Genomic DNA, 19,106 nt, shown 5'->3' on the forward strand with positions numbered 1-19,106 from the left:
TATGACACCTACTATATTACTGGTTGATGACAATGAAGAGATCATAGAATTCCTGGCGGATGAACTGGGAGGCCAATACAGGGTGTTGAAAGCTGCTGATGGTGATGAAGCATTGTCCATATTGGGCAGAGAGGCTGTTCACCTGGTGGTCAGTGATGTGATGATGCCGGTGCTGGATGGCTTTGAATTGTGCCGGCTCATCAAAACGAATTTCGAGTTCAGTCATATACCTGTCATCCTGCTTACAGCCAAGAATACCCTTCAATCGAAGATCGAAGGACTTAAGCTGGGCGCTGATGCTTATATAGAGAAGCCCTTCTCGCCGGAACACCTGCAGGTACAGATCGCCAACCTGCTCACCAACCGCCATAAAATACGGGAATACTTTGCCAACTCCCCCCTCGTGCACATTAAGAGTATGGCTTATTCCACAGCCGATGAACAATTCCTGGAAACACTGAATGAAACCATCCGGCAGCACCTGGAAGATACGGAACTGGATGTGGAAAAGCTGGCCAGGATCATGACGATGAGCCGCCCTACCTTATACCGCAAGATCAAGGCTATCTCCAACCTTACGCCCAATGAACTGATCAACATTACCCGGCTCAAAAAAGCGGCTGAAATGCTGGCAGCAGGACAATACAAGGTATACGAGGTGGCTGACATGGTAGGCTATAACTCGCAGAATAACTTCGGCCGCAACTTCCTCAAGCAATTTGGCATTACTCCTACCGAATACATGAATATGAAAAAGCCCGAATAGCCTAAATAAAAAAGCTGTGTACCATTACAGTACACAGCTTTGTATTTCCAAACTACGACCTGTTAGCTTTACTCTTTAAGTATCCTGATCGTTTGACCGTTCCTTAATTTCAGGGTATACACACCCGCATTGTACTGATCCATATGGATAGTGGTTACGCTTTGGGTTATTTGTATACGTTGTACTTCCCTGCCTGTACCATCGTACAGGTGAGCGGTGGTATTCAGCAATTCTTTATCCGTAACATTCAGGACAGCTGCATTCTTAACAGGGTTGGGGTATAAGGTCACCCATCCCTGGCGGTCACTTCTCAGCAACAGCGACTTGCTGTAGGTAGTGCGTCCGTTGATATCTGTTTGTTTTATGCGGTAGGTGCCTTTTCCTATCAAGGCCTGGGCCTCCTGGAAGCTGTATTCGTTTTCACCATTGCCTTTGGAGAGGATGTCTGCCACAGCTACAAACGGTTGTCCATCCAACGATTTTTCGATGGTGTAAGACGCTACCTGTTGTTCCTGTACTTTCCAGCTGATATTCGCCTTGCCTTGTGCATTCAGCGATCCATTCACGTAGAGCCAGGTAACAGGTAACACGGCTGTATATGTTTGTAAGAAGAAGCCACTGAAACCAACTGTAGTAAAGCTGATCTCCCAACGGCTAAGGGTAGCATTCCACACAACGTCTGCATCCACGGGATCGATCAATGCGGAAGTTCCTGTATACGTGCCTGGCAGGCCGGTAGCCGGGTTATTGCTGGCTCCTGCAAACTTACTAAAGCGCACGTTGGCCTTGCCTGCAGCATCCCCGGGACCTGTTGGCAGGTTGGAAGTACTGCCCGGCGCCGCATTAAAGGCAGTAAATTCCGCCTGTGTGAAATACAGGGTTATTTTGGCGGTGGCAGTAGCCGCTCCTGATGCCGGCATCAATTCATAATGCCTTTGAACATATGGTTTACCGGTAACAGCCGGATAGACCGGAACACTCGGTTCAAACCATACCCGTGCCGCCAATGTACCTGCTACAGGGTTGCCTGGTGTAGGAACCACCGTAGCGATCAGGTTACAGCTGGCGTCATAGATATTGTTGTTGGTAGCAGAAACCACAAATGTCGTATTGGTGGTATTGGCAGATGCCAGTGGGCCAGCCGGCGTGATCGTATAATTCTTAGTTACGGTATTGCCAATAGCATCTGTTACCGTTACACTGAGGGTAGCGCCGGGGCAAAGACCTGTAGCTGTATTGGTAGTGCTTGTACTACCAGTCCATACATATGTATATGGCGTAACTCCACCCGATGGTGTAACCGTGGCTGTACCATTACACCCTACCAGACAGGTGGGTGGTGTTTGCGATTGGGTAGCTGTAAGCGCAGCAGGATCAATATAGCGGGCTAAAAATACATCGGACGCCGTGCTTGCAAGCGGTAAATCAGGTAATGGTGCAAATGTAATGGTATTGCCATAACTACCGGAGACCCATATACTTCCCGTAGCACCGGCCGCTACAGAAAACCCTACATTGCTGATGGTGTTTCCTGCAATGCCAGCCCCATGCCCCAGCAACTGGCCATTGCCATCAGCAGCAGCAACACGGGCTAGGAAGATATCATCGGCCGTATTATTATTGGTAATAGTGAATGCAGGGAGCGTGGTGGGAATGTCTAATACACCCCGAAAAGTGCCTACCACATAAATAGAACCTGCTCCATTGGTGGTGATGTCATAAGCCCGGTCGGCGCCTCCAGTACTGCCACCCGCTGATTTGGACCAGACAAAGTCGTTAGTAGCAGGATTGTATCGTGCATACCAGGCATCATTATTCCCTTCATTGGTCAGTGCCGGATTGCTGCCGAATTGGATGCTGGGGCTGGCAAAATAACCTGCCGCCATAATATCTTGGGTAGAGGGATCATACACAAGCGCCACACCATCATCGAGTCCCGTACTGCCTACTCCTATGGCATTGGTAAAAGCACCATTGGCGGCATTAATTTTTAAAAAGCAAATATCCAGGGAGCCTGCATTGTTGATGGTAAAGGAAGATACAGGTGATGTAGTAGCATAGGTAGCGGCGGCGGCATTATAACTACCCACCAGTACTATCTCATTAGTGGCAGCTACATAAGCAATACCGCTGCCCTGGGGATTATCTGTACTATTCAATGCTCCCCCGGTACTTACCCAGTTAAAGGCGCCTGACGTTGGATTCAACTGGGCTACAAAAAGATCGTTAGACGTGCCTCCATTGGCCGTGCGGGCGCCCAATGCGCCAAAAACAGCACCGGTAGGAAAATTTCCCGATGCATATAAATTGCCCGAAGCATCCAGGCAGAGGCCCTGCACATTTTCTGTGCCGGTACCATCAATGGTGTTGACCCACAACCCGGCGCCGGTAGCAGCGTTCAATTTGGCAATATAACCGGTAATACCCGTTTTGGTTACAGTTGGCAAAGGAGCGATCGTTATATCTCCATTAAAAAATCCGCCCACATACACCGAGGTGCCGGCTGCATCAACGGTGATGGAAGCAGCTACATCATTGCCTGCAGCGGTAGAGGCAAAACCAATCGACCACTGACAAACGCCGGCCGTGTTAAATTTAGCCACAAAGCCTTCGTTGGCGCCGGTAGAAGGCAAAGGGCCTGTACCAAAATTGATCGATCCTACATAAACGCCGGCCACATACACATTGCCAGCAGCATCGGTGGCGGTAGCCACCCCCCTTTCCTGTCCGGCTGTGGAGGTTCCCCAACCATTCCGGAAACCCCATTGCTGCGCAAGCAGGGTGCCAGGTAAATTCAGTAGAACAATCATCAGTAATAACGGAAATACATTGAGTATTTTACTTCTCATTTGGATAGTTTTACATGTTATCTTTTATTCAGGAAAGGCAATGTCCTTCCTGTAGTCCAAAGGCAGCGAGTTTATGGCCGGGATAAAAGCCTTCTTCACAATACACCACTTCGGCCCTGATGGCATGGCCATCTTTACAGGCAATGGTCAATCCCTCCCGGTCATTAATGGAAATCACTGTGCCGGGTACTTTACCATTCCCCCTTTGCTGAAGGACCGTTGCATGGCTGATGCCAAACAACCAGTTGTTCCACCGCGTAGCGGCGCCTTTATTCCAGGGATTACAGGCATTGACCAATGCATTGACTTCACCGGCATCCATCACGGCCCAATTGATAAAAAGATCAGCGGGTGATGGCCGCGCATACCACCTCGCCTTTGAATGATCCTGCTCTTTCTTTTGCAGGGTGCCGGTAAGCAATCCATTCAGCAGCATACCGGTCACGTGTACGCCGGCATAAGCCAGCTGGGTATAGAACAATCCAAAGTTCATATCAGGGGCCAGGGGTACTGGCTGTTGCAGCAATACGGGGCCCGCATCATAGGTCTCGTTCATTTCATGTACCGTGACGGCGCCGGCCGTTTCGCGGTTGCGGATCATCCAGAACAAGGGATTGGCACCTCTCCACTCTGGTAAGGGTGCATAATGAAAATTGATAAAGCCAAACCGTGGCAGGCGTATCACTTCGGCAGGGATCAGGAAAGGAAATGTTTTGACCAGCACCACATCAGGTTTGTACTGTACTATCCATCGGTGCAACTCCTCTCCGATAGTTTTTTTATGAAACTCCTGCAGGGATACGTTTACCTGTTTGCAACGGTCTTCAATAAGCGTGCGGATAGCATGATTTCCAAAAGGCACTCCTACGGTAACTACCAGGCCGGTTGCCAACAACTGGTCGAGGGCTGGCAATGCAATTCTGTCATTACAAAGTATAGCTATACGCATAGGTCAGATACATAAATAATTATTTTTCCAGCCCGACCCTTGTTCGGGTTTATCATCCAGTACTGCTTCATGTTCGGATGCCGATACAGGGATCATTTCCAGTATATTCAAGGCGCATTTACCCTGATCCCCGGCAACAATCACTCCTTTATACAAAGGCGCGTAGGTTTGGCGGGTTGCAGGATGAATAGTGACCGTGCCCCTTGGGCTATCATAAGAAAAGCCATTCAGGGCGCTTGCACCTTCCTTCCCGGCGTGAAGGCTAAGGAGACCTGCTTCCCAGCCCAGCAGGTGGAAAATATTAGCCTGTTTGTTTTTCTCGCGGCGAATGACTTGCATAAATACATCCTGTTCCTCTCCCTGCAGGGTCGTACTCCAGGGCACAATAGCATGGAATGTGCCGCCCGGAAAATCACATTGCGCCAGTAATATTTCTTCTGCCATAAAGGGAGAACAATAAAAAGGCAATGCAGTAGCTGAGGGATCTCTTTCTTTCAGTGCTTTGATAAACAGGTTGGCCAGGTAGCTACTGAAGCAGGCAGCCACAGACTGTGCGCCGGAATGCTGCAGCAACTGCATATAGTTATCTATATTGAATTCGGTCTCTTTATAGCCGCTCACATAATTGCCGCATACCGTACCGCCTGCGGCCGCCAGACCACGGGTATAACCCCAGGGGCCACGATAACCACCATCATAAAACGAAGTAGCCATCAGCACCTTCCGGTTTTGCTCACCAGCCATATAACCCGCTATACGGCAGGCATGAATGCCCTGCAGCGAAATATGATAGCAATGGGGAGGTGCGGCTACTTCCGGTAGCTGCATGCCGGGATCCAAAAAAATAAATGGTTTACCGGCTATACCAGCCAGTTTGTACAGCGGTTCTGCATTGCCAGCATTGCAATAAACGATCATAACATCTACATTTTCCTGCAACACCAGCTTTTCGGCCCTGGCATAATTGAGGTCATGATCCTCACCAAACCCAATATTTTCTGTAATGAACCGGGCATTATCCTGCCCGGCCCTTTTGAGACTATAACGTAATCCATCCAGGATATCAAAACCCAGGGAAGGGTAATCGGTAGACCGGGGTAATAAAAGTCCTGCTACGAGGGACATACAATCGGTTTAAAAATGAATAATCAACCCTCCTTAATTCCGCGCAGGGAATACACCCTGTAAACAGATCAGGTAATTAAGGGCTAATACAGGATGCAGGGTAGAAAAAGGTATTGGTCCACCAGCGTTTAAACCCGTTGTCAATGTGCCGGGATAAGGTTTCATGTTAACGGAACCACCAGGGCCAAAGAGTTGTTCGCCGGCAGCCGGTGAAGCATATACACCGTTGGCAGGTGTAGTAGCATCTGCCGTAGTATTTGCACCGGGTACAATTTTAATGGTAGCAGTATGCCCGTGTGAAGGCATGGTGGCCACTGTCATGGTAGTGGTTTCACTTCCGGCCAATTCACCCAGGGAATACTGAGATAAACCCGGCCCCTGGCCAGCACCTACAACAGTCCGGCCACGCAGATCAGGTAATGCAAAAGTAGTTTGACCATTGCCGCCGTAAGTAGTACCTAACAGGGAAAACAACGCCGTATTTTGAGAAATAGCCATTATCTGACCCTGGCAAAGGGCCCAGCCCCGGGGGGCAAAATTGCCGGCAAAGGCGGTTACATAAGCAAGAACTCCTTCCATAATATATGCGTTTAATAATGTGGTAGTTAATAATTGAGTAGTACGATCAATTGCGGGATGGGAAAATACCTTCCAGGGCTATAATGTAATTCATCGCCAGGAATGGTGAAATAATGGGCGTCGGATTAGTTTGGCCTGTAGGCGCTGTGGTGGCAGTACAGGTAGCTGTTCCCATCACCGATCCAGATGAAGCGCTATTATAGGCATTAATGGATAAAGCAGCCGGCACCGCATTGGTAGGATCGGCCACTGTGCCTACAGCGCTATTGGCGGTTGGTTTACCGGTTGCGCTCACAAAAGTATGGGTATGAGACGCCAATTGCGTAGTCAATATGGTTACATTTTCTGTACCTGCTGCCTGTCCAATAATATAAGTGGAAAGACCCGGCGCCTGACCGGCATGAACGGCTACGCGGCTGCGCAGATCGGGCAAGGCAAAAGTAACCTGGCCATCTCCTCCGTAGGTGGTACCTATCAGGGCAAAGAGCGCCGTATATTCTGATATAGACATTAATTGACCCTGGCAAAAAGCCCAACCCCGTGGGGCAAAATTGCCGGCAAAAATGGTAACATTCGCTAAGTATTGATCCACAAACATGATAATAAGCTTTAAGGATGATAGATAGAGAGTTTAATTACGGCTGGGGAAAATGCCCTGCAAACAAATGATATGATTGATAACCAGGTAGGGCATCAATACAGGTATTGGCTGACCGCCACCGGCCGGATTGATCGTACCACTATAAGCAGGCTGCAGCATATTCACATTGGCGGTAGGCGCAGGCGCATACGCGTTATCGTAACCGGCCGGAAAATTGTATTCCGCACTACCATCTCCACCCGGCAGGTTATCAGCCTGCAAATAAAAATTAGTATTCCCCACATGCTGGTGCGGTGGTACGTTGTTGGCATTGAGTGTAATGGTTTCTGTACCTGTTTTTTGTCCCAGGGTATAAGGCTGCAGGCCGGGCCCGTTACCCTGACTTACAATAGAACGGCCCCGCAGGTCGGGCAATGCGAAAGTAGTAGTACCATTCCCACCATAGGTTGTGCCCAACAGGGAGAATAAGGCCTGGTTTTGAGCAATCGCCAATATCTGCCCATTGCAAAGCGCCCAGTATTTGGGTGCAAAGTCGGCGGCAAAGCAGGTAACAACAGCCATAGTTCCTTGCATAACTGAATGTTTAGGTTTTATATAATGACAATAATGATTTCATGCTAAAAAAGGAATGCTTCTTTAACAGCAATGCGCAACGTAATCAGTAACATTAACCGGATAATGGTCCGGATAAAGCCAAGTGGGTACAAGCTGTATAACCGTACAGCATAAGAAAATAGAAAATCGCTTCAGAATGGAGTCAGTGTGCTACCGGGACGGATTAAAACAGTGATGGTGCGGTGTTAGTAGTCGTTATAAAAATAGGCAAATTTGATAATATACTGCAAACCGTATCTTTTTTTAAGCATTGCTGCAAAAATCATACGTTCTTAACCGTAAGTTATTATCCATCAATCTATTCAGTGCTAATTAACAGCAGCTACCGGACCATTTTCTTTTATCATGATAACAAAATTAGGTAGTACTACGTTTGCGGTCCTGTAGAGATACCCGGATCAGGTCAAAGTATAAGCGTGAGAGTTAGGATGGAATATGTAGCGTTTTGGACATAGGATGTAAAGTACGGGACACAATTGCCCTAAACTAAAGACACCAACCTGGCACCAGGGATCAAAGACCACGCTCCCCTGACACAAAACCCTGTGCTACAACCCACTCCCTTTTTAATTAACTTGCGCCAAAACTACCAGGATGGCAACGGATATAAAGTGTCCCAAATGTGGGCATCAGTTTGATATAGAGGACGCTGTATCGGAGGAATACAAGAAGGAGCTGCGCGAACAGATGGTAGCTTACAAGAAGCAGGTAACGGAAGAATCGGCCAAAAAAGAACGGGAGCAGGCCGAGCTGTTTGCCCGGAAAGAAAAGGAATTCCAGCAACAGGCGCAGATAGCTGCTACAGCATACAACCAGCAATTACAGGAAGAAAAGATAAAACTGCAGCAATCGCTGGAGGTAAACCTGCGTAAAAGCATCGGCGCCGACTTTGAAAACCAGCTCAACCTCCTCATACAGAGCAATAAAGACAATGAAGAGAAGCTAAAACTGGCCCGGCAGAAGGAACTGGAATTCCTGCAAAAAGAGCAAGCCCTCCAAACCAGGGAGGCCGAACTGGAATTATCGGTACAGCGCAAACTGCAGGAAGAGCGGGCCAGGCTATCGGAAGAACTCCGGAAACTGGAAGAAGAGAAAACAGCCACCCGGGAAATAGAGCACCAGCTGAAACAGAAGGAACTGGAAAAACAATTGGAGGACCAAAAACGGCTGATCGAAGAAATGAAACGCAAAGCTGAACAAGGCTCCATGCAATTGCAGGGAGAGATCCAGGAGCTGGCGCTGGAAGAAATGCTGCGGACGGCCTTTCCTTTCGACATGATCAGCGAAGTGGGGAAAGGTATCCGGGGAGCCGACTGCATACAAACCATCCGCAACCAGTTTGGCCAGGAATGCGGCCGTATTATATATGAAAGCAAACGCACCAAGCATTTTGACAGGTCGTGGATAGAAAAGCTGAAAGCCGACATGCGGAGCACCACGGCCGATGTAGCGGTGATCGTAAGCCAGGCCATGCCGGAACAACTGAGCAAATTTGGCCAGGTAGAAGGTATCTGGGTCTGCTCTTTTGGCGAAGTGGTGGCCCTTTCCCATGTATTGCGCGATGGGATCATCCGGATAGCCAATGCCACCCGCTCACAGGAAAACCGGGGTGATAAAATGCACCTGCTATATGATTACCTCACCAGCAATGAATTTGGAGAACAATGGAAGGCCATACGGGAAGGCTTTCAATCCATGAAGTATTCCATTCAGAAGGAACGCGACGCCATGGAAAAACTGTGGAAAGCCCGGGAGAAGCAATTGGAAAAGGTATTGCTGAATGCAGCCCATATAAAAGGGTCCATTGAAGGGATTGCCGGCAACGATAATATCCAGTTGGACCTGATGGACGAACCGGACTTGCTGGAAGAATAGCAGTGTTGGGTTTTGCGTTTGAAGTGTCGGGTTGCTGTCGCCCTTTAAAATGGTTGATTAAATACCATTAATACCGTATACTTGCGCCCATTTTAAGGATTTGATATGAAATATGTACTGGCTCTCGTACTGGCATTGAACAGTTTATTATCTATTGGACAAACTCACCGGTTCGCACCCCGCAATGAAGTAAACCAGGATAGTTCCCTGAAAGTATTTGTGGATACGCTGAAGGCCGTAGTGGCCCGTAAGGATGCACCGTCGCTACTGAAGCTGTTGAGTCCCACTGTTCAAATTTCTTTTGATGGAAATATGAATACGATCAAAGGGTTTAAAGAAATGTATGCTCCGGTCTATCCCTCTTCATCCGTGTGGAAAAACCTCCAGACAGTGATCACACTGGGTGGCGTTTGGGGGGATAAGAAAAAGGGGCTGTTTATTTTTCCATATGCTTCCCAAATGGATATCAAGGAAGATTATTGTGATGGCTGTGCAAGCTGCCTTACCATTATTGCACCAGATGTCAATGTGAGAGCCAAACCCGACCGCTTATCGGCCTCTGTAGGTCAGTTGAATTACGATGTAGTAAAGGTGATCGAAGAACCTGTGTCCAAAAACAGGGGAGGCAGCTCAGACAATTGGGTGTATATCCAGACTTTTGATAGCAAGATCACCGGCTGGGTTAGAAACGACCTTACCTGGGATATCTGCGATTACAGGCTGCTGCTGGAAAAGAAAAAAGGCAAATGGCAGATCACGGCCTTCCTGGCGGGCGATTAGGGCTTTGCAAAAGGCACCGCTTTAAAATCTCCCCAACTCATATTATTATATTTATAATACATTTTTGTAATTTGCCTGATGCTCTATCAGGAATTCCTAATCGATAAGATTACTAATTGTATTGAAGAAAAAGCTACCGGCAGAACCTATGAAACAACACTGTTATTGGTCACCCAGGAAGAAATAAAAAAGGTGCACAAAAAAGATGGGTGGCTGTTTAACTGGAAAACGGAATACCAGCAAGCCAATCACCAGGTGTACAAATTATTGGTAGCAGGTAGCCAACAAATACAAGGTCTGATAAGTCTGGAACCAATAAAGAGTCAGCAGTACATAGAGTTGCACCTGATTGAAACTGCCCCTCATAATTTTGGATCGGAAAAGCATTTTTTAGGAGTTCCAGGTAACCTGGTTGCTTTTGCCTGTAAACTTAGTTTTGAATCAGGATTCGATGGCTTTGTGGCATTTAACGCCAAAACGAAACTTATTGATCACTATATCAAAACACTTGGCGCTCAAATACTTTACGGGAACAACAGGATGGGGATTTTTACGAAAGAAGCGAAAATATTAGTAAATTCGTATTACGAAAGTTACTTCGATGACTGACAAAAAGAAATACTATCAATTGGATGATGTTCGGATTATAGGCAATCAGGAAAAGAAATCACCTCTTGCTCAAAAAAATCATGAACGAAAAACGGGCGAGATCTTTCGCAAGGCTCGTACCGCCTCCCCTACTCATAAGGTTAAAAAAGCTTCTTAACAACAAGTCTAATCAGGTCACCACCCAGGCCAGTCCCAACTGATCAAATAAGCGGGCAGTGACGGTCATGGGTATGACGGCGCCCTTGCGGAACTCAAAAGGCATGGTGATCCACTCATTGGAACCAGCTTTGATAGCGCCGGAAAGCCGCATATGCTCCTTAAAGTCCATCATGCCCTCTCCATGCCATTTATAGATCGCTTCTTTGGCGCTCCACAACAGGGTGGTCAGTTCCAGGTGCATCTGTGGCAACGCCTCCCAATCCTCCAGGAAAAGGGCTTCCTCCGGATGCAGGAATTTCCCGGCAATGTGCCGTAACCGGGGTGTCACCAACTCAATATCCACCCCTACCCGGTAAGTATCACTGACAATAGCAGCGGCAAAATTACCACAATGGGAAATAGAGAAATGGTATCGCTCATTTTCCAGGAAAGGCTTGCGTGTATCCGCTACCAGGATCTCCGACAGGGGGAAATCCTCGTACAGGGCAGGCAGCAGGTAGCGGCCCGCCAGGTGCTGTAATCGCTTGTAAGGATGGGAAACATCCCGCTTAAGCGGCACTTTTTCCAGGAAAAAGGATTCAGGCTCTTCGATGCGCCAGATACCCACTTTGGTGTGCTCGTTGATATTATGTTGATAAAACAGCGCCACTGTATAATTTTAGCATTTACTTTCGCTCCCTGAGCTAATTTCGCCTCAAATATAAAATAAGCATACCACATGATCTTGTCGGACAGCCGCATATTGGAAGAAATAGAGAAAGGGACCATTAAGATCGAGCCTTACACAAGAGAATGCCTCGGCAGTAATTCATACGATGTGCATCTTGGTAAAGTACTGGCCACCTACCGGGAGCATATCCTGGATGCCAAAAAACACAATACCATCGAATCGTTTGAGATCCCCGATGATGGATTTGTGCTGTACCCCCACGTTTTTTACCTGGGCGTTACTATGGAATACACAGAAACCCATGCCCATGTGCCCTTCCTGGAAGGAAAATCTTCTACAGGCCGGTTGGGTATCGATATACACGCTACAGCAGGCAAAGGAGATGTTGGATTTTGTGGTAACTGGACGCTGGAGATCTCCGTAAAGCAACCTGTAAAAGTATATGCGGGGATGCCCATCGGACAATTGATCTACTTCCCGGTGGAAGGCGAGATCAAAGTGAAGTACAACCAGAAGACAAACGCCAAATACAGTGGTCAGCCCAACAGACCCATAGAAAGTATGATGTGGAAGAACAAGTTCTAAATAGCTGCTGCCCCATACTTTTTGTAATACGCAATGAGCCAGGCAATCACCTCATTGTAACTCAGTTTTCCTGAAGGCTGCTGATTGGCCTTCAGGTATTGCCCGTATAATTTATCAATCACCGCTTCTACCGGGTTGCGGTGCCTGCGCAGGAACTCCTTTAGCTCCACATAATCCTTTTTCACGCCCACCGGTAAAGCAGCCGTAAACTGCCTGGCCAATACCGAATCCTGCCGGTAGAGATAATACCAGGAATAAGAATACAGATCAAAATAAACGGAATACCGAAAAGCGGCATCGGAAGACGATTTGGCTGCCAGGTAACCAGCGAAGTTGGCCTCATTCTCTTTGGCATATCCCAACTGATGGCCTATCTCATGGCAGGTAGTAAAAGGTTGCACAAATAAAGGCATGGTCGTATTGACCTGGGCTTCCCCGGAAAAAGGATTATAGTATCCTGAAAAACCCAGGTAGTTACCCAGGTAACTATACAAAGAAGGTTTTACCGATTGAAAGGAATAACTGATGCCCCGATGGTGAAGGGCAAGACTGTCATAGGCATTGATGGCCCCCGCGAATAGTATCCTTTTTTTGTGCAGGGAAGCACGATTGATGCGACCTGTTGAATCAAGGGTATACAACCTGTCATTAATGGTTTGCATCACCGCCAGCAGATCGTCTTTGGTATAGGGCTGTACCTGCAGGCCCAGATCGGTAGCAATGCCATGCCGGTTATAATTCAGCCCCCACAGGCCATTGAACGAAATGTATACCCATAGGAAAATGGCGGCAAACAGTCGTGCCCCTCCTATCCAATATTGGCGATTGGTTTGCTTCCTGATGAGTCTTTTTATCAGGTCAAATAATTTATAGGCCAGGAACAGGATGGCTATCCCATAAAAAAGATCACCGATGCTAAAGGGTATCCAGCCAAAGAGGGCCCGTTGAACAGAAGAGGTCACCCCATACAAGCCATGCGTATAATACCGTTCTACTGCATCCGGGAAAAGGGAGAATAGTTTGATCAGGATGGCCACCGCTAACAATATAACCAGTGTCTTATTTTTCTTCCACATACCCTCTAAAAATAATGAAATCTTTATTGGCCGCTCTACCTGTTGCGTTAAACTTGTATCATTAAAGCTTATTTTGCGATACAAACGCTTGCATCATGAACCTGGAACATAATAAGAATGAAGATGTGATGAAATTAGCCCTGAGTCAACTGCGCCAGCGGTTTGACCAGGTGGCATTGGGTGGCGGAAAGAAGGCCATTGAAAAGCAACGGGAAAAGAAAAAACTCACGGCCCGTGAACGGATCGAATACCTGCGGGATGAAAATACCCCTTTTACAGAAATAGGCGCTTTTGCCGGCTGGGAAATGTACCAGGAACAGGGGGGCTGCCCTTCCGGCGGCACCGTGGCCGGCATTGGCTATATCAGCGGACGCCAATGTGTGATCGTGGCCAATGATCAAACCGTAAAGGCCGGAGCCTGGTTTCCCATAACAGGCAAAAAGAACCTGCGTATGCAGGAAATAGCCATGGAAAACCACCTGCCAGTGGTATACCTGGTAGATAGTGCAGGCGTTTTCCTGCCCATGCAGGATGAGATATTTCCCGACAAAGAACATTTTGGCCGCATATTCCGCAACAATGCCCGTATGAGCGCTATTGGTATACCCCAGATAGCAGCTGTTATGGGTTCCTGTGTTGCCGGAGGTGCTTACCTGCCCATCATGAGCGATGAGACCCTCATGGTGGAAGGCAATGGCTCTATCTTCCTCGCAGGTCCTTACCTGGTGAAAGCTGCCATTGGAGAAGATGTTGACAGCGAGACATTGGGCGGCGCTGTTACCCACACGGCCATCAGTGGCATCGCCGATTATAAGTTCGATACCGAACAGGAATGCCTGGACCAGGTAAAAAGGATCATGGCCAAACTGGGCCACCAGTCGAAGGTGGCCGGCTTCGACCGCATTACGCCTGCCGAACCAACAAAACCCGCTGCAGAACTATATGGTATCATCCCCGCAGATGCTACCAGGGCTTATGATATGCTGGATGTTATTGAAAGGCTGGTAGACAAATCTGAATTCGATCAGTTCAAACAGGATTATGGCAAAACCATTATCTGTGGTTATGCCCGCATCGATGGATGGGCCGTAGGCATTGTAGCCAACCAGCGCAAAATGGTAAAAAGCAAAAAAGGAGAGATGCAGATGGGCGGTGTGATCTACAATGACAGTGCAGACAAGGCCGCACGCTTTATCATGAATTGCAACCAGAAAAAGATACCGCTCGTGTTCCTGCAGGATGTGACCGGCTTTATGGTAGGCTCCCGCAGCGAACAATCCGGTATTATTAAGGATGGCGCCAAGATGGTGAATGCTGTAGCCAACTCAGTGGTTCCCAAGATCACCATTGTAATAGGTAACTCTTATGGCGCAGGCAACTATGCCATGTGTGGTAAGGCCTACGATCCGCGTTTCATTTATGCCTGGCCAGGGGCCAAAATAGCCGTGATGGGGGGCGAACAGGCCGCCAAAACACTTCTGCAAATACAGGTAGCAGGCATGAAGGCCAAGGGAAAAGAGGTGACGCCCGAAGAAGAACAGCAGTTGCTCAATGAAATAAAAGGGCGGTACGAACAGCAAACGAGTCCCTATTATGCTGCCGCACGCTTATGGGTAGATGCCATCATAGACCCCATGCATACGCGTCAGGTGATTTCTGAAGGACTTGCTGCCGCTAATCATCAACCGCATATGCTTCCATTTAATACTGGTGTCATACAGGTTTAAAGGCATCCACCACCAATTATACCCAATTGCCATGAGGGTTTCCCCTGTTTCCTAACCCCTGTAAGTAACCGGTTTTACAGTCTTTATAAATAGGAATAACTATCATAAGGATAGCGCAAGTTGTTTTTGAAATTTTGTTAAAAAATGATTATTTTCATTTAATCATTTACCAAACTACTGCGCATCATGAGAATATCTACCTTGACCAGGATTACCTTGTCCCTATGTGTCGTTGTTATAGGTGTAACAGCCTGTAAGAAAGACGATCCGGCTACGCTTATTCCACCACCTATTCCAGATCAATCATTTGTAGAAGAATTTGATACTGTGTCCAACGCTTTCCACCGCGGTTGGATCCCCGTTAACAACAGCAATCCCAAAGGCACGCATATCTGGATACAAGGCAGCGGCCCGCTGGCTACAGAAAGCGGCGCACCCGTTCCCATGCCCTTCTTCCCTGCCTGGTCTTCCAAAGGTTCTTATGCAGGTTATATTGTATGTGATGCAGAAGTCACTTCCGGTGGCGCTTCTGTAGCCAGCAACTGGCTCATCTCTCCCGCCATCTGGATGAAGAATGGCGATAAGATCATTTTTTATACCCGCTGCGCCCTGTATGGAACACCCGGAACAGCCCAGGATTATGGCAATAACCTGGAAGTATGTATCAACCGGAAAAATGATGGTGTTAATGTAGGTACTTCAATCGATCCCCGTGATCCTGCATTTAATTATACTGCCGACCGGGGCGATTTTGAATTGATACATTCTATCAACCCACCCGTGTACAACCTGGTGGATGATTGGTTTGACTATGCTAATTCTACAGACGATCCCACTGCATTTAACCCCAAGGCCTATCCTGCCAACTGGACCAGGTTTGAAATTACACTGGCCGGATTTACCAAACCAGCCAAGGGAAGATTTGCCTTCCGTTATTATACACTTGATGCAGGCAGCACCGGTAATGGCAGCGCCGTGGGCATTGACAGTGTAGCATTTGTTAGTAAACCATAATTCCCGCGCCTCAAAAAATTATTCTTATGAATAAGCAATTATACCTTTCCTTAACTGGCCTCACAGCCCTGGTGCTGTTGATCATCTCCTGCGAGAAGGATTTTAAGGCCGATGAAAAACCGGCTCCCCCACCGGTAGTATCCAAATCATACAAAGAAGCTTTTGATACCGTAGCCAATGCCTCTAAAAAAGGCTGGGTAATCATCAATAACAGCGATCCGGCTGGCCCCACGGCCTGGCGCCAGGGCCGCTTTGAATATGGTGGCAAACTGGGTGATGAAGTGGTAGGCTTCCCGGCTTACTCTGCCACCTTCAGCCAGAATGAATATGTAAGTGTGGATATGAACTGCGGACAAGGCGCAGCTGTGCTCAGCGCCTGGCTGATCTCGCCCCCCACAGATATGAAAAATGGAGATCAATTCACTTTTTATACCCGCACCAAGGGTGATTATGCCGACAGGTTGCAGGTTTGGCTCAATACCCAAACCAGCAATGCTTTTGTAGGCAAGACAGCCATTAGTACAGGTGATTTCACCACCAAACTACTGGACATTAATCCCGATATGGGCACTGATTACCCAGTTGTATGGACAAAATATACCATCACCCTCGCTGGCATCACCGGCAATGTAAAGGGTAGAATAGCCTTCCGCTATTTTATAGAAGATGGCGGCCCCGGCGGCTCCTATGGAGACCAGGTGGGTATAGATGATTTTGAATTTGTAAGCAAATAGAATAGTCCGAAAGCCGGTAAAGTCAGAAAGTCCGTAAGTATCTTCGATCAGCGTCGAAGCTGCTTACGGACTTTCGGTCTTCCGGACTTACCGACTTTCTTTTTTTATTTGTTTATTTTTCCCGATCATTGCCGCCATGTAATCCGCAGTATGCTACATCGACCATTTACCTTGTTGTTTTCCTGCTCCCTGATGCTATGGGCCCTCACAGGCTGCAATGGCACGGAACAGGCTGCCGGTAATTCCACCGATGTGGTAGCCCAGGAAATAAAAGAGGTAAAGGCCGAAAATAAAGCCATGCTCGATGATGCCCGGAAGATCATTCAATCCGGCGACCTGGTACTGCGCACGGGCACTGATTATTCCAGTGAGCAGATCAAAGCCTTATCAAAGCAGGATGCCACCTACTCACATGGCGGTATTGCCTTTGTTGACAGTGGCGTGGTGTATGTATGCCATGTAGAAACAGATTATTTCCATATCACCAATAAGGTGAAGAAAGAGCCGCTCGACAGTTTTTGCAATCCTGCCAAAAACCTGGGCTTTGCGGTGGCGCGCTATACGTTGACCGATGAAGAAAAAAAGAAGTTCCTGGACTACCTCAATCAACGGCAAGCACAACAAGTAGCTTTCGATATCAAGTTTGACCTCGCCACCGACGATAAAATGTATTGCTCCGAAATGATCTACAAAGGGTTGGCTGCCGCCACCAATAAAAGGATACAGATCGCTACGGACCGCATCACCGACCGCAACAAGTTTAAGCTCATCAAGCGATACTTTAAACTGACCGAAAAGCAGATCGTAGCCCGGGATATCATTCCTATTGATCATTTATACCTGAATCCCTGGTGCACGGTGTTAAAACGTTACCCTTTCCAAACTCTTTAATCCATTTCCATTTTGACCAGCAACAAAGAACTCGTTATTTATACTGATGGATCTTCCCGTGGCAATCCTGGCCCCGGCGGCTATGGCGCCATTATGATGTATGCAGGCAAAAGCAAAGAATTATCAGCGGGTTACCGCCGTACCACCAATAACCGGATGGAACTGCTGGCCGTCATAGCGGCGCTGGAAGCCTTGAACCGGGATGGTTTAAAAATTACCATTTATTCCGACAGCCAGTATGTGGTGAAAGCCGTAAAAGAAGGCTGGCTCAAAAAGTGGATCGCCACCAATTTCGCCGGCGGCAAAAAGAACAAAGACCTGTGGCTGCGTTATCACCAGTTATCCCAAAAACATAATATCAGTTTCGTGTGGGTAAAAGGCCATGCGGAAAATGTCTACAACAACCGTTGCGACGTATTGGCTACCACCGCCGCCGATGGCAGGAACCTGCAGGTGGACCATGGTTATGAATCGGGGGAGGCCGGATAGCCCCTTTACAGCCTCATCTGGCCCCGATCTCCAACCACCTGCACACAATACTCTCCCAAACACAATAGCGGGGGGAAACGCCCTCTAATGCGTTTTAATGCGATTCCCTCTTTCCAATGGGTTTATATTGCTACCTGTAGCTTCTGCAATTGGTAGTTATAGGCCCCCGGTAGGCCTGCGCATGGTCTACGCATTGCCTCCGTATTGCCTGACCGCTCAATGAAAAGGGGCCATTGTTCTAAGGGGCGTAGGCAATCCGGAGAAAGTATCCAGGCCATGCTCGGGCAGCTTCATCAGCCCCCTGCCGGCAGGACTTCCTGCATAAAAAAAGCCCGGTATCCTTGCAGATAACCGGGCCTATACATGTGGTGTGAAATACATTAGGAGGCTGTGGCAGGCACCTGCTGCACTTTGTGCCTCGCAGACCTGTTTACGAAATAATATACGCCAAAGAAAATAGCGCTGAAAAAGAAGGTGCCTAATACAGAGCCCTTGAAGAAAGGCACGGCTTGTGTAAAGCACTCAACAAGTCCTGCCCAGGTCCTTGGATACAGGGAGACACCCAAGCCTGCCCATACCATGAAATTGGAAACCAGGAAAAAGTAAACAGGTGCTATCAGTGAACCCAATACTATGTTCTTAATATTTACCTTATTGAACAGGAAACCTATCAGGGTTACAGAACCCATGATCAGGTAATTGCCCCATTGACCGTCATAGAATCCCCGGATGGGTGTTAATCCTTTGGTATACAATACCTCATAAATAACGTCAGAAATAAACAGCGAAAAAAGCGGTAAAGCAAAAGCCCAGGCTTTATTGCGGATGGCCATACCGCCAAAGAGCGCCATGGCAATTTGTGGTGCAAAACCCCACATCCGATTATCAAAAGCACGGTACAGTGAAGCTGCTGCAATGAGCACCACCAGGTAAATGACAATTGAACGGTTCAGTTTCATATCGAAAATTAATAATGCAAAAGTAATTTATTTATTTTTAAAGGGCAGGAATTG

Annotated in this window: 19 protein-coding genes; 10 read left to right on the top strand and 9 right to left on the bottom strand. The window is 47.7% G+C overall.

The annotated features are described in order from the left end of the window. The first annotated feature begins 1 nt into the window (after position 1). Complete coding sequence (locus D3H65_RS14115) at positions 2-766, top strand: response regulator transcription factor (RefSeq protein WP_119050924.1); 765 nt, start codon at positions 2-4, stop codon at positions 764-766. A 68-nt stretch (positions 767-834) separates the two neighbouring features. Here D3H65_RS14115 and D3H65_RS14120 read toward each other — a convergent pair whose 3' ends face one another. Genes D3H65_RS14120 through D3H65_RS14145 form a run of 6 tightly spaced genes read right to left on the bottom strand, consistent with a single transcriptional unit; the run spans position 835 to position 7,442 of the window. Beyond that, positions 835-3,615, bottom strand: coding sequence for a T9SS type A sorting domain-containing protein (locus D3H65_RS14120; protein WP_119050925.1), 2,781 nt, complete (start codon positions 3,613-3,615; stop codon positions 835-837). Positions 3,616-3,643: 28 nt separating this feature from the next. Then, positions 3,644-4,564, bottom strand: coding sequence for a methionyl-tRNA formyltransferase (locus tag D3H65_RS14125; RefSeq protein ID WP_119050926.1), 921 nt, complete (start codon positions 4,562-4,564; stop codon positions 3,644-3,646). Between the two features lie 3 nt (positions 4,565-4,567). Next, complete coding sequence (locus D3H65_RS14130) at positions 4,568-5,689, bottom strand: ABC transporter substrate-binding protein (RefSeq protein WP_119050927.1); 1,122 nt, start codon at positions 5,687-5,689, stop codon at positions 4,568-4,570. Positions 5,690-5,722: 33 nt separating this feature from the next. Continuing rightward, on the bottom strand, positions 5,723-6,268 hold the full coding sequence (locus tag D3H65_RS14135) for a phage tail protein (RefSeq protein ID WP_119050928.1): 546 nt from the start codon (positions 6,266-6,268) through the stop codon (positions 5,723-5,725). A gap of 46 nt (positions 6,269-6,314) precedes the next feature. Next, positions 6,315-6,866 (bottom strand): phage tail protein, encoded by a 552-nt coding sequence (locus D3H65_RS14140; protein WP_119050929.1) that lies wholly within the window; start codon positions 6,864-6,866, stop codon positions 6,315-6,317. A gap of 33 nt (positions 6,867-6,899) precedes the next feature. Next, on the bottom strand, positions 6,900-7,442 hold the full coding sequence (locus tag D3H65_RS14145; protein WP_119050930.1) for a phage tail protein: 543 nt from the start codon (positions 7,440-7,442) through the stop codon (positions 6,900-6,902). A 636-nt stretch (positions 7,443-8,078) separates the two neighbouring features. On the opposite strand from D3H65_RS14145, the gene D3H65_RS14150 reads away from it, so the two are divergent. The 3 genes from D3H65_RS14150 to D3H65_RS14160 all read left to right on the top strand — a co-directional run bounded on the left by D3H65_RS14150 (position 8,079) and on the right by D3H65_RS14160 (position 10,748). Next, positions 8,079-9,359 (top strand): DUF2130 domain-containing protein, encoded by a 1,281-nt coding sequence (locus D3H65_RS14150; RefSeq protein WP_119050931.1) that lies wholly within the window; start codon positions 8,079-8,081, stop codon positions 9,357-9,359. A 105-nt stretch (positions 9,360-9,464) separates the two neighbouring features. Further along, positions 9,465-10,139 carry an SH3 domain-containing protein gene (locus D3H65_RS14155; protein ID WP_119050932.1) on the top strand — a complete coding sequence of 225 codons (675 nt, stop codon included), beginning with the start codon at positions 9,465-9,467 and terminating at the stop codon, positions 10,137-10,139. Between the two features lie 78 nt (positions 10,140-10,217). Next, positions 10,218-10,748, top strand: coding sequence for a hypothetical protein (locus D3H65_RS14160; protein ID WP_119050933.1), 531 nt, complete (start codon positions 10,218-10,220; stop codon positions 10,746-10,748). Positions 10,749-10,917: 169 nt separating this feature from the next. Here the strand turns inward: D3H65_RS14160 and D3H65_RS14165 are convergent, their stop codons facing one another. After that, entirely contained in the window at positions 10,918-11,556 is a 639-nt protein-coding gene (locus D3H65_RS14165) for a 4'-phosphopantetheinyl transferase family protein (protein WP_119050934.1), read from the bottom strand. A gap of 69 nt (positions 11,557-11,625) precedes the next feature. Here D3H65_RS14165 and dcd point away from each other — a divergent pair, with 69 nt between their 5' ends. Continuing rightward, positions 11,626-12,162, top strand: a complete 537-nt coding sequence (dcd, locus tag D3H65_RS14170) for a dCTP deaminase (protein WP_119050935.1) — start codon at positions 11,626-11,628, stop codon at positions 12,160-12,162. Here dcd and D3H65_RS14175 read toward each other — a convergent pair. After that, the gene (locus tag D3H65_RS14175; protein WP_119050936.1) at positions 12,159-13,238 is read right to left on the bottom strand and encodes a DUF3810 domain-containing protein; all 1,080 of its coding nucleotides are present in this window, start codon (positions 13,236-13,238) and stop codon (positions 12,159-12,161) included. The two genes, dcd and D3H65_RS14175, sit on opposite strands and share 4 nt — an antisense overlap. 95 nt (positions 13,239-13,333) lie before the next feature. Here D3H65_RS14175 and D3H65_RS14180 point away from each other — a divergent pair, with 95 nt between their 5' ends. The 5 genes from D3H65_RS14180 to rnhA all read left to right on the top strand — a co-directional run bounded on the left by D3H65_RS14180 (position 13,334) and on the right by rnhA (position 18,093). Further along, positions 13,334-14,965, top strand: a complete 1,632-nt coding sequence (locus D3H65_RS14180) for an acyl-CoA carboxylase subunit beta (RefSeq protein WP_119050937.1) — start codon at positions 13,334-13,336, stop codon at positions 14,963-14,965. 186 nt (positions 14,966-15,151) lie between these two features. Next, a complete protein-coding gene (locus D3H65_RS14185) occupies positions 15,152-15,979 on the top strand; it encodes a choice-of-anchor J domain-containing protein (RefSeq protein WP_119050938.1) in 828 nt (275 codons plus the stop codon). 26 nt (positions 15,980-16,005) lie between these two features. Then, positions 16,006-16,713, top strand: coding sequence for a choice-of-anchor J domain-containing protein (locus tag D3H65_RS14190; protein ID WP_119050939.1), 708 nt, complete (start codon positions 16,006-16,008; stop codon positions 16,711-16,713). Between the two features lie 150 nt (positions 16,714-16,863). Next, positions 16,864-17,604 carry a YiiX/YebB-like N1pC/P60 family cysteine hydrolase gene (locus tag D3H65_RS14195; protein ID WP_119050940.1) on the top strand — a complete coding sequence of 247 codons (741 nt, stop codon included), beginning with the start codon at positions 16,864-16,866 and terminating at the stop codon, positions 17,602-17,604. A gap of 12 nt (positions 17,605-17,616) precedes the next feature. Then, positions 17,617-18,093 (top strand): ribonuclease HI, encoded by a 477-nt coding sequence (gene rnhA / locus D3H65_RS14200; RefSeq protein ID WP_245999749.1) that lies wholly within the window; start codon positions 17,617-17,619, stop codon positions 18,091-18,093. Positions 18,094-18,473: 380 nt separating this feature from the next. Here rnhA and D3H65_RS14205 read toward each other — a convergent pair whose 3' ends face one another. Next, positions 18,474-19,052: a DUF6580 family putative transport protein gene (locus D3H65_RS14205; protein ID WP_119050942.1), complete on the bottom strand. Its 579-nt coding sequence runs from the start codon at positions 19,050-19,052 to the stop codon at positions 18,474-18,476. Positions 19,053-19,106: the final 54 nt, after the last annotated feature.

It is taken from the genome of Paraflavitalea soli, from assembly GCF_003555545.1.
Classification (GTDB): domain Bacteria; phylum Bacteroidota; class Bacteroidia; order Chitinophagales; family Chitinophagaceae; genus Paraflavitalea; species Paraflavitalea soli.

Excerpts from the sequence above, each read along its gene's own strand:
- D3H65_RS14155 (WP_119050932.1), top strand. The coding sequence starts at position 9,465 with ATGAAATATGTACTGGCTCTCGTACTGGCATTGAACAGTTTATTATCT.
- D3H65_RS14115 (WP_119050924.1), top strand. The coding sequence starts at position 2 with ATGACACCTACTATATTACTGGTTGATGACAATGAAGAGATCATAGAA.
- dcd (WP_119050935.1), top strand. The coding sequence starts at position 11,626 with ATGATCTTGTCGGACAGCCGCATATTGGAAGAAATAGAGAAAGGGACC.
- D3H65_RS14205 (WP_119050942.1), bottom strand. The coding sequence starts at position 19,052 with ATGAAACTGAACCGTTCAATTGTCATTTACCTGGTGGTGCTCATTGCA.
- D3H65_RS14190 (WP_119050939.1), top strand. The coding sequence starts at position 16,006 with ATGAATAAGCAATTATACCTTTCCTTAACTGGCCTCACAGCCCTGGTG.
- D3H65_RS14145 (WP_119050930.1), bottom strand. The coding sequence starts at position 7,442 with ATGCAAGGAACTATGGCTGTTGTTACCTGCTTTGCCGCCGACTTTGCA.
- D3H65_RS14195 (WP_119050940.1), top strand. The coding sequence starts at position 16,864 with ATGCTACATCGACCATTTACCTTGTTGTTTTCCTGCTCCCTGATGCTA.
- D3H65_RS14160 (WP_119050933.1), top strand. The coding sequence starts at position 10,218 with ATGCTCTATCAGGAATTCCTAATCGATAAGATTACTAATTGTATTGAA.
- D3H65_RS14185 (WP_119050938.1), top strand. The coding sequence starts at position 15,152 with ATGAGAATATCTACCTTGACCAGGATTACCTTGTCCCTATGTGTCGTT.
- D3H65_RS14180 (WP_119050937.1), top strand. The coding sequence starts at position 13,334 with ATGAACCTGGAACATAATAAGAATGAAGATGTGATGAAATTAGCCCTG.
- D3H65_RS14140 (WP_119050929.1), bottom strand. The coding sequence starts at position 6,866 with ATGTTTGTGGATCAATACTTAGCGAATGTTACCATTTTTGCCGGCAAT.
- D3H65_RS14125 (WP_119050926.1), bottom strand. The coding sequence starts at position 4,564 with ATGCGTATAGCTATACTTTGTAATGACAGAATTGCATTGCCAGCCCTC.
- D3H65_RS14130 (WP_119050927.1), bottom strand. The coding sequence starts at position 5,689 with ATGTCCCTCGTAGCAGGACTTTTATTACCCCGGTCTACCGATTACCCT.
- D3H65_RS14150 (WP_119050931.1), top strand. The coding sequence starts at position 8,079 with ATGGCAACGGATATAAAGTGTCCCAAATGTGGGCATCAGTTTGATATA.
- D3H65_RS14175 (WP_119050936.1), bottom strand. The coding sequence starts at position 13,238 with ATGTGGAAGAAAAATAAGACACTGGTTATATTGTTAGCGGTGGCCATC.
- D3H65_RS14120 (WP_119050925.1), bottom strand. The coding sequence starts at position 3,615 with ATGAGAAGTAAAATACTCAATGTATTTCCGTTATTACTGATGATTGTT.
- D3H65_RS14135 (WP_119050928.1), bottom strand. The coding sequence starts at position 6,268 with ATGGAAGGAGTTCTTGCTTATGTAACCGCCTTTGCCGGCAATTTTGCC.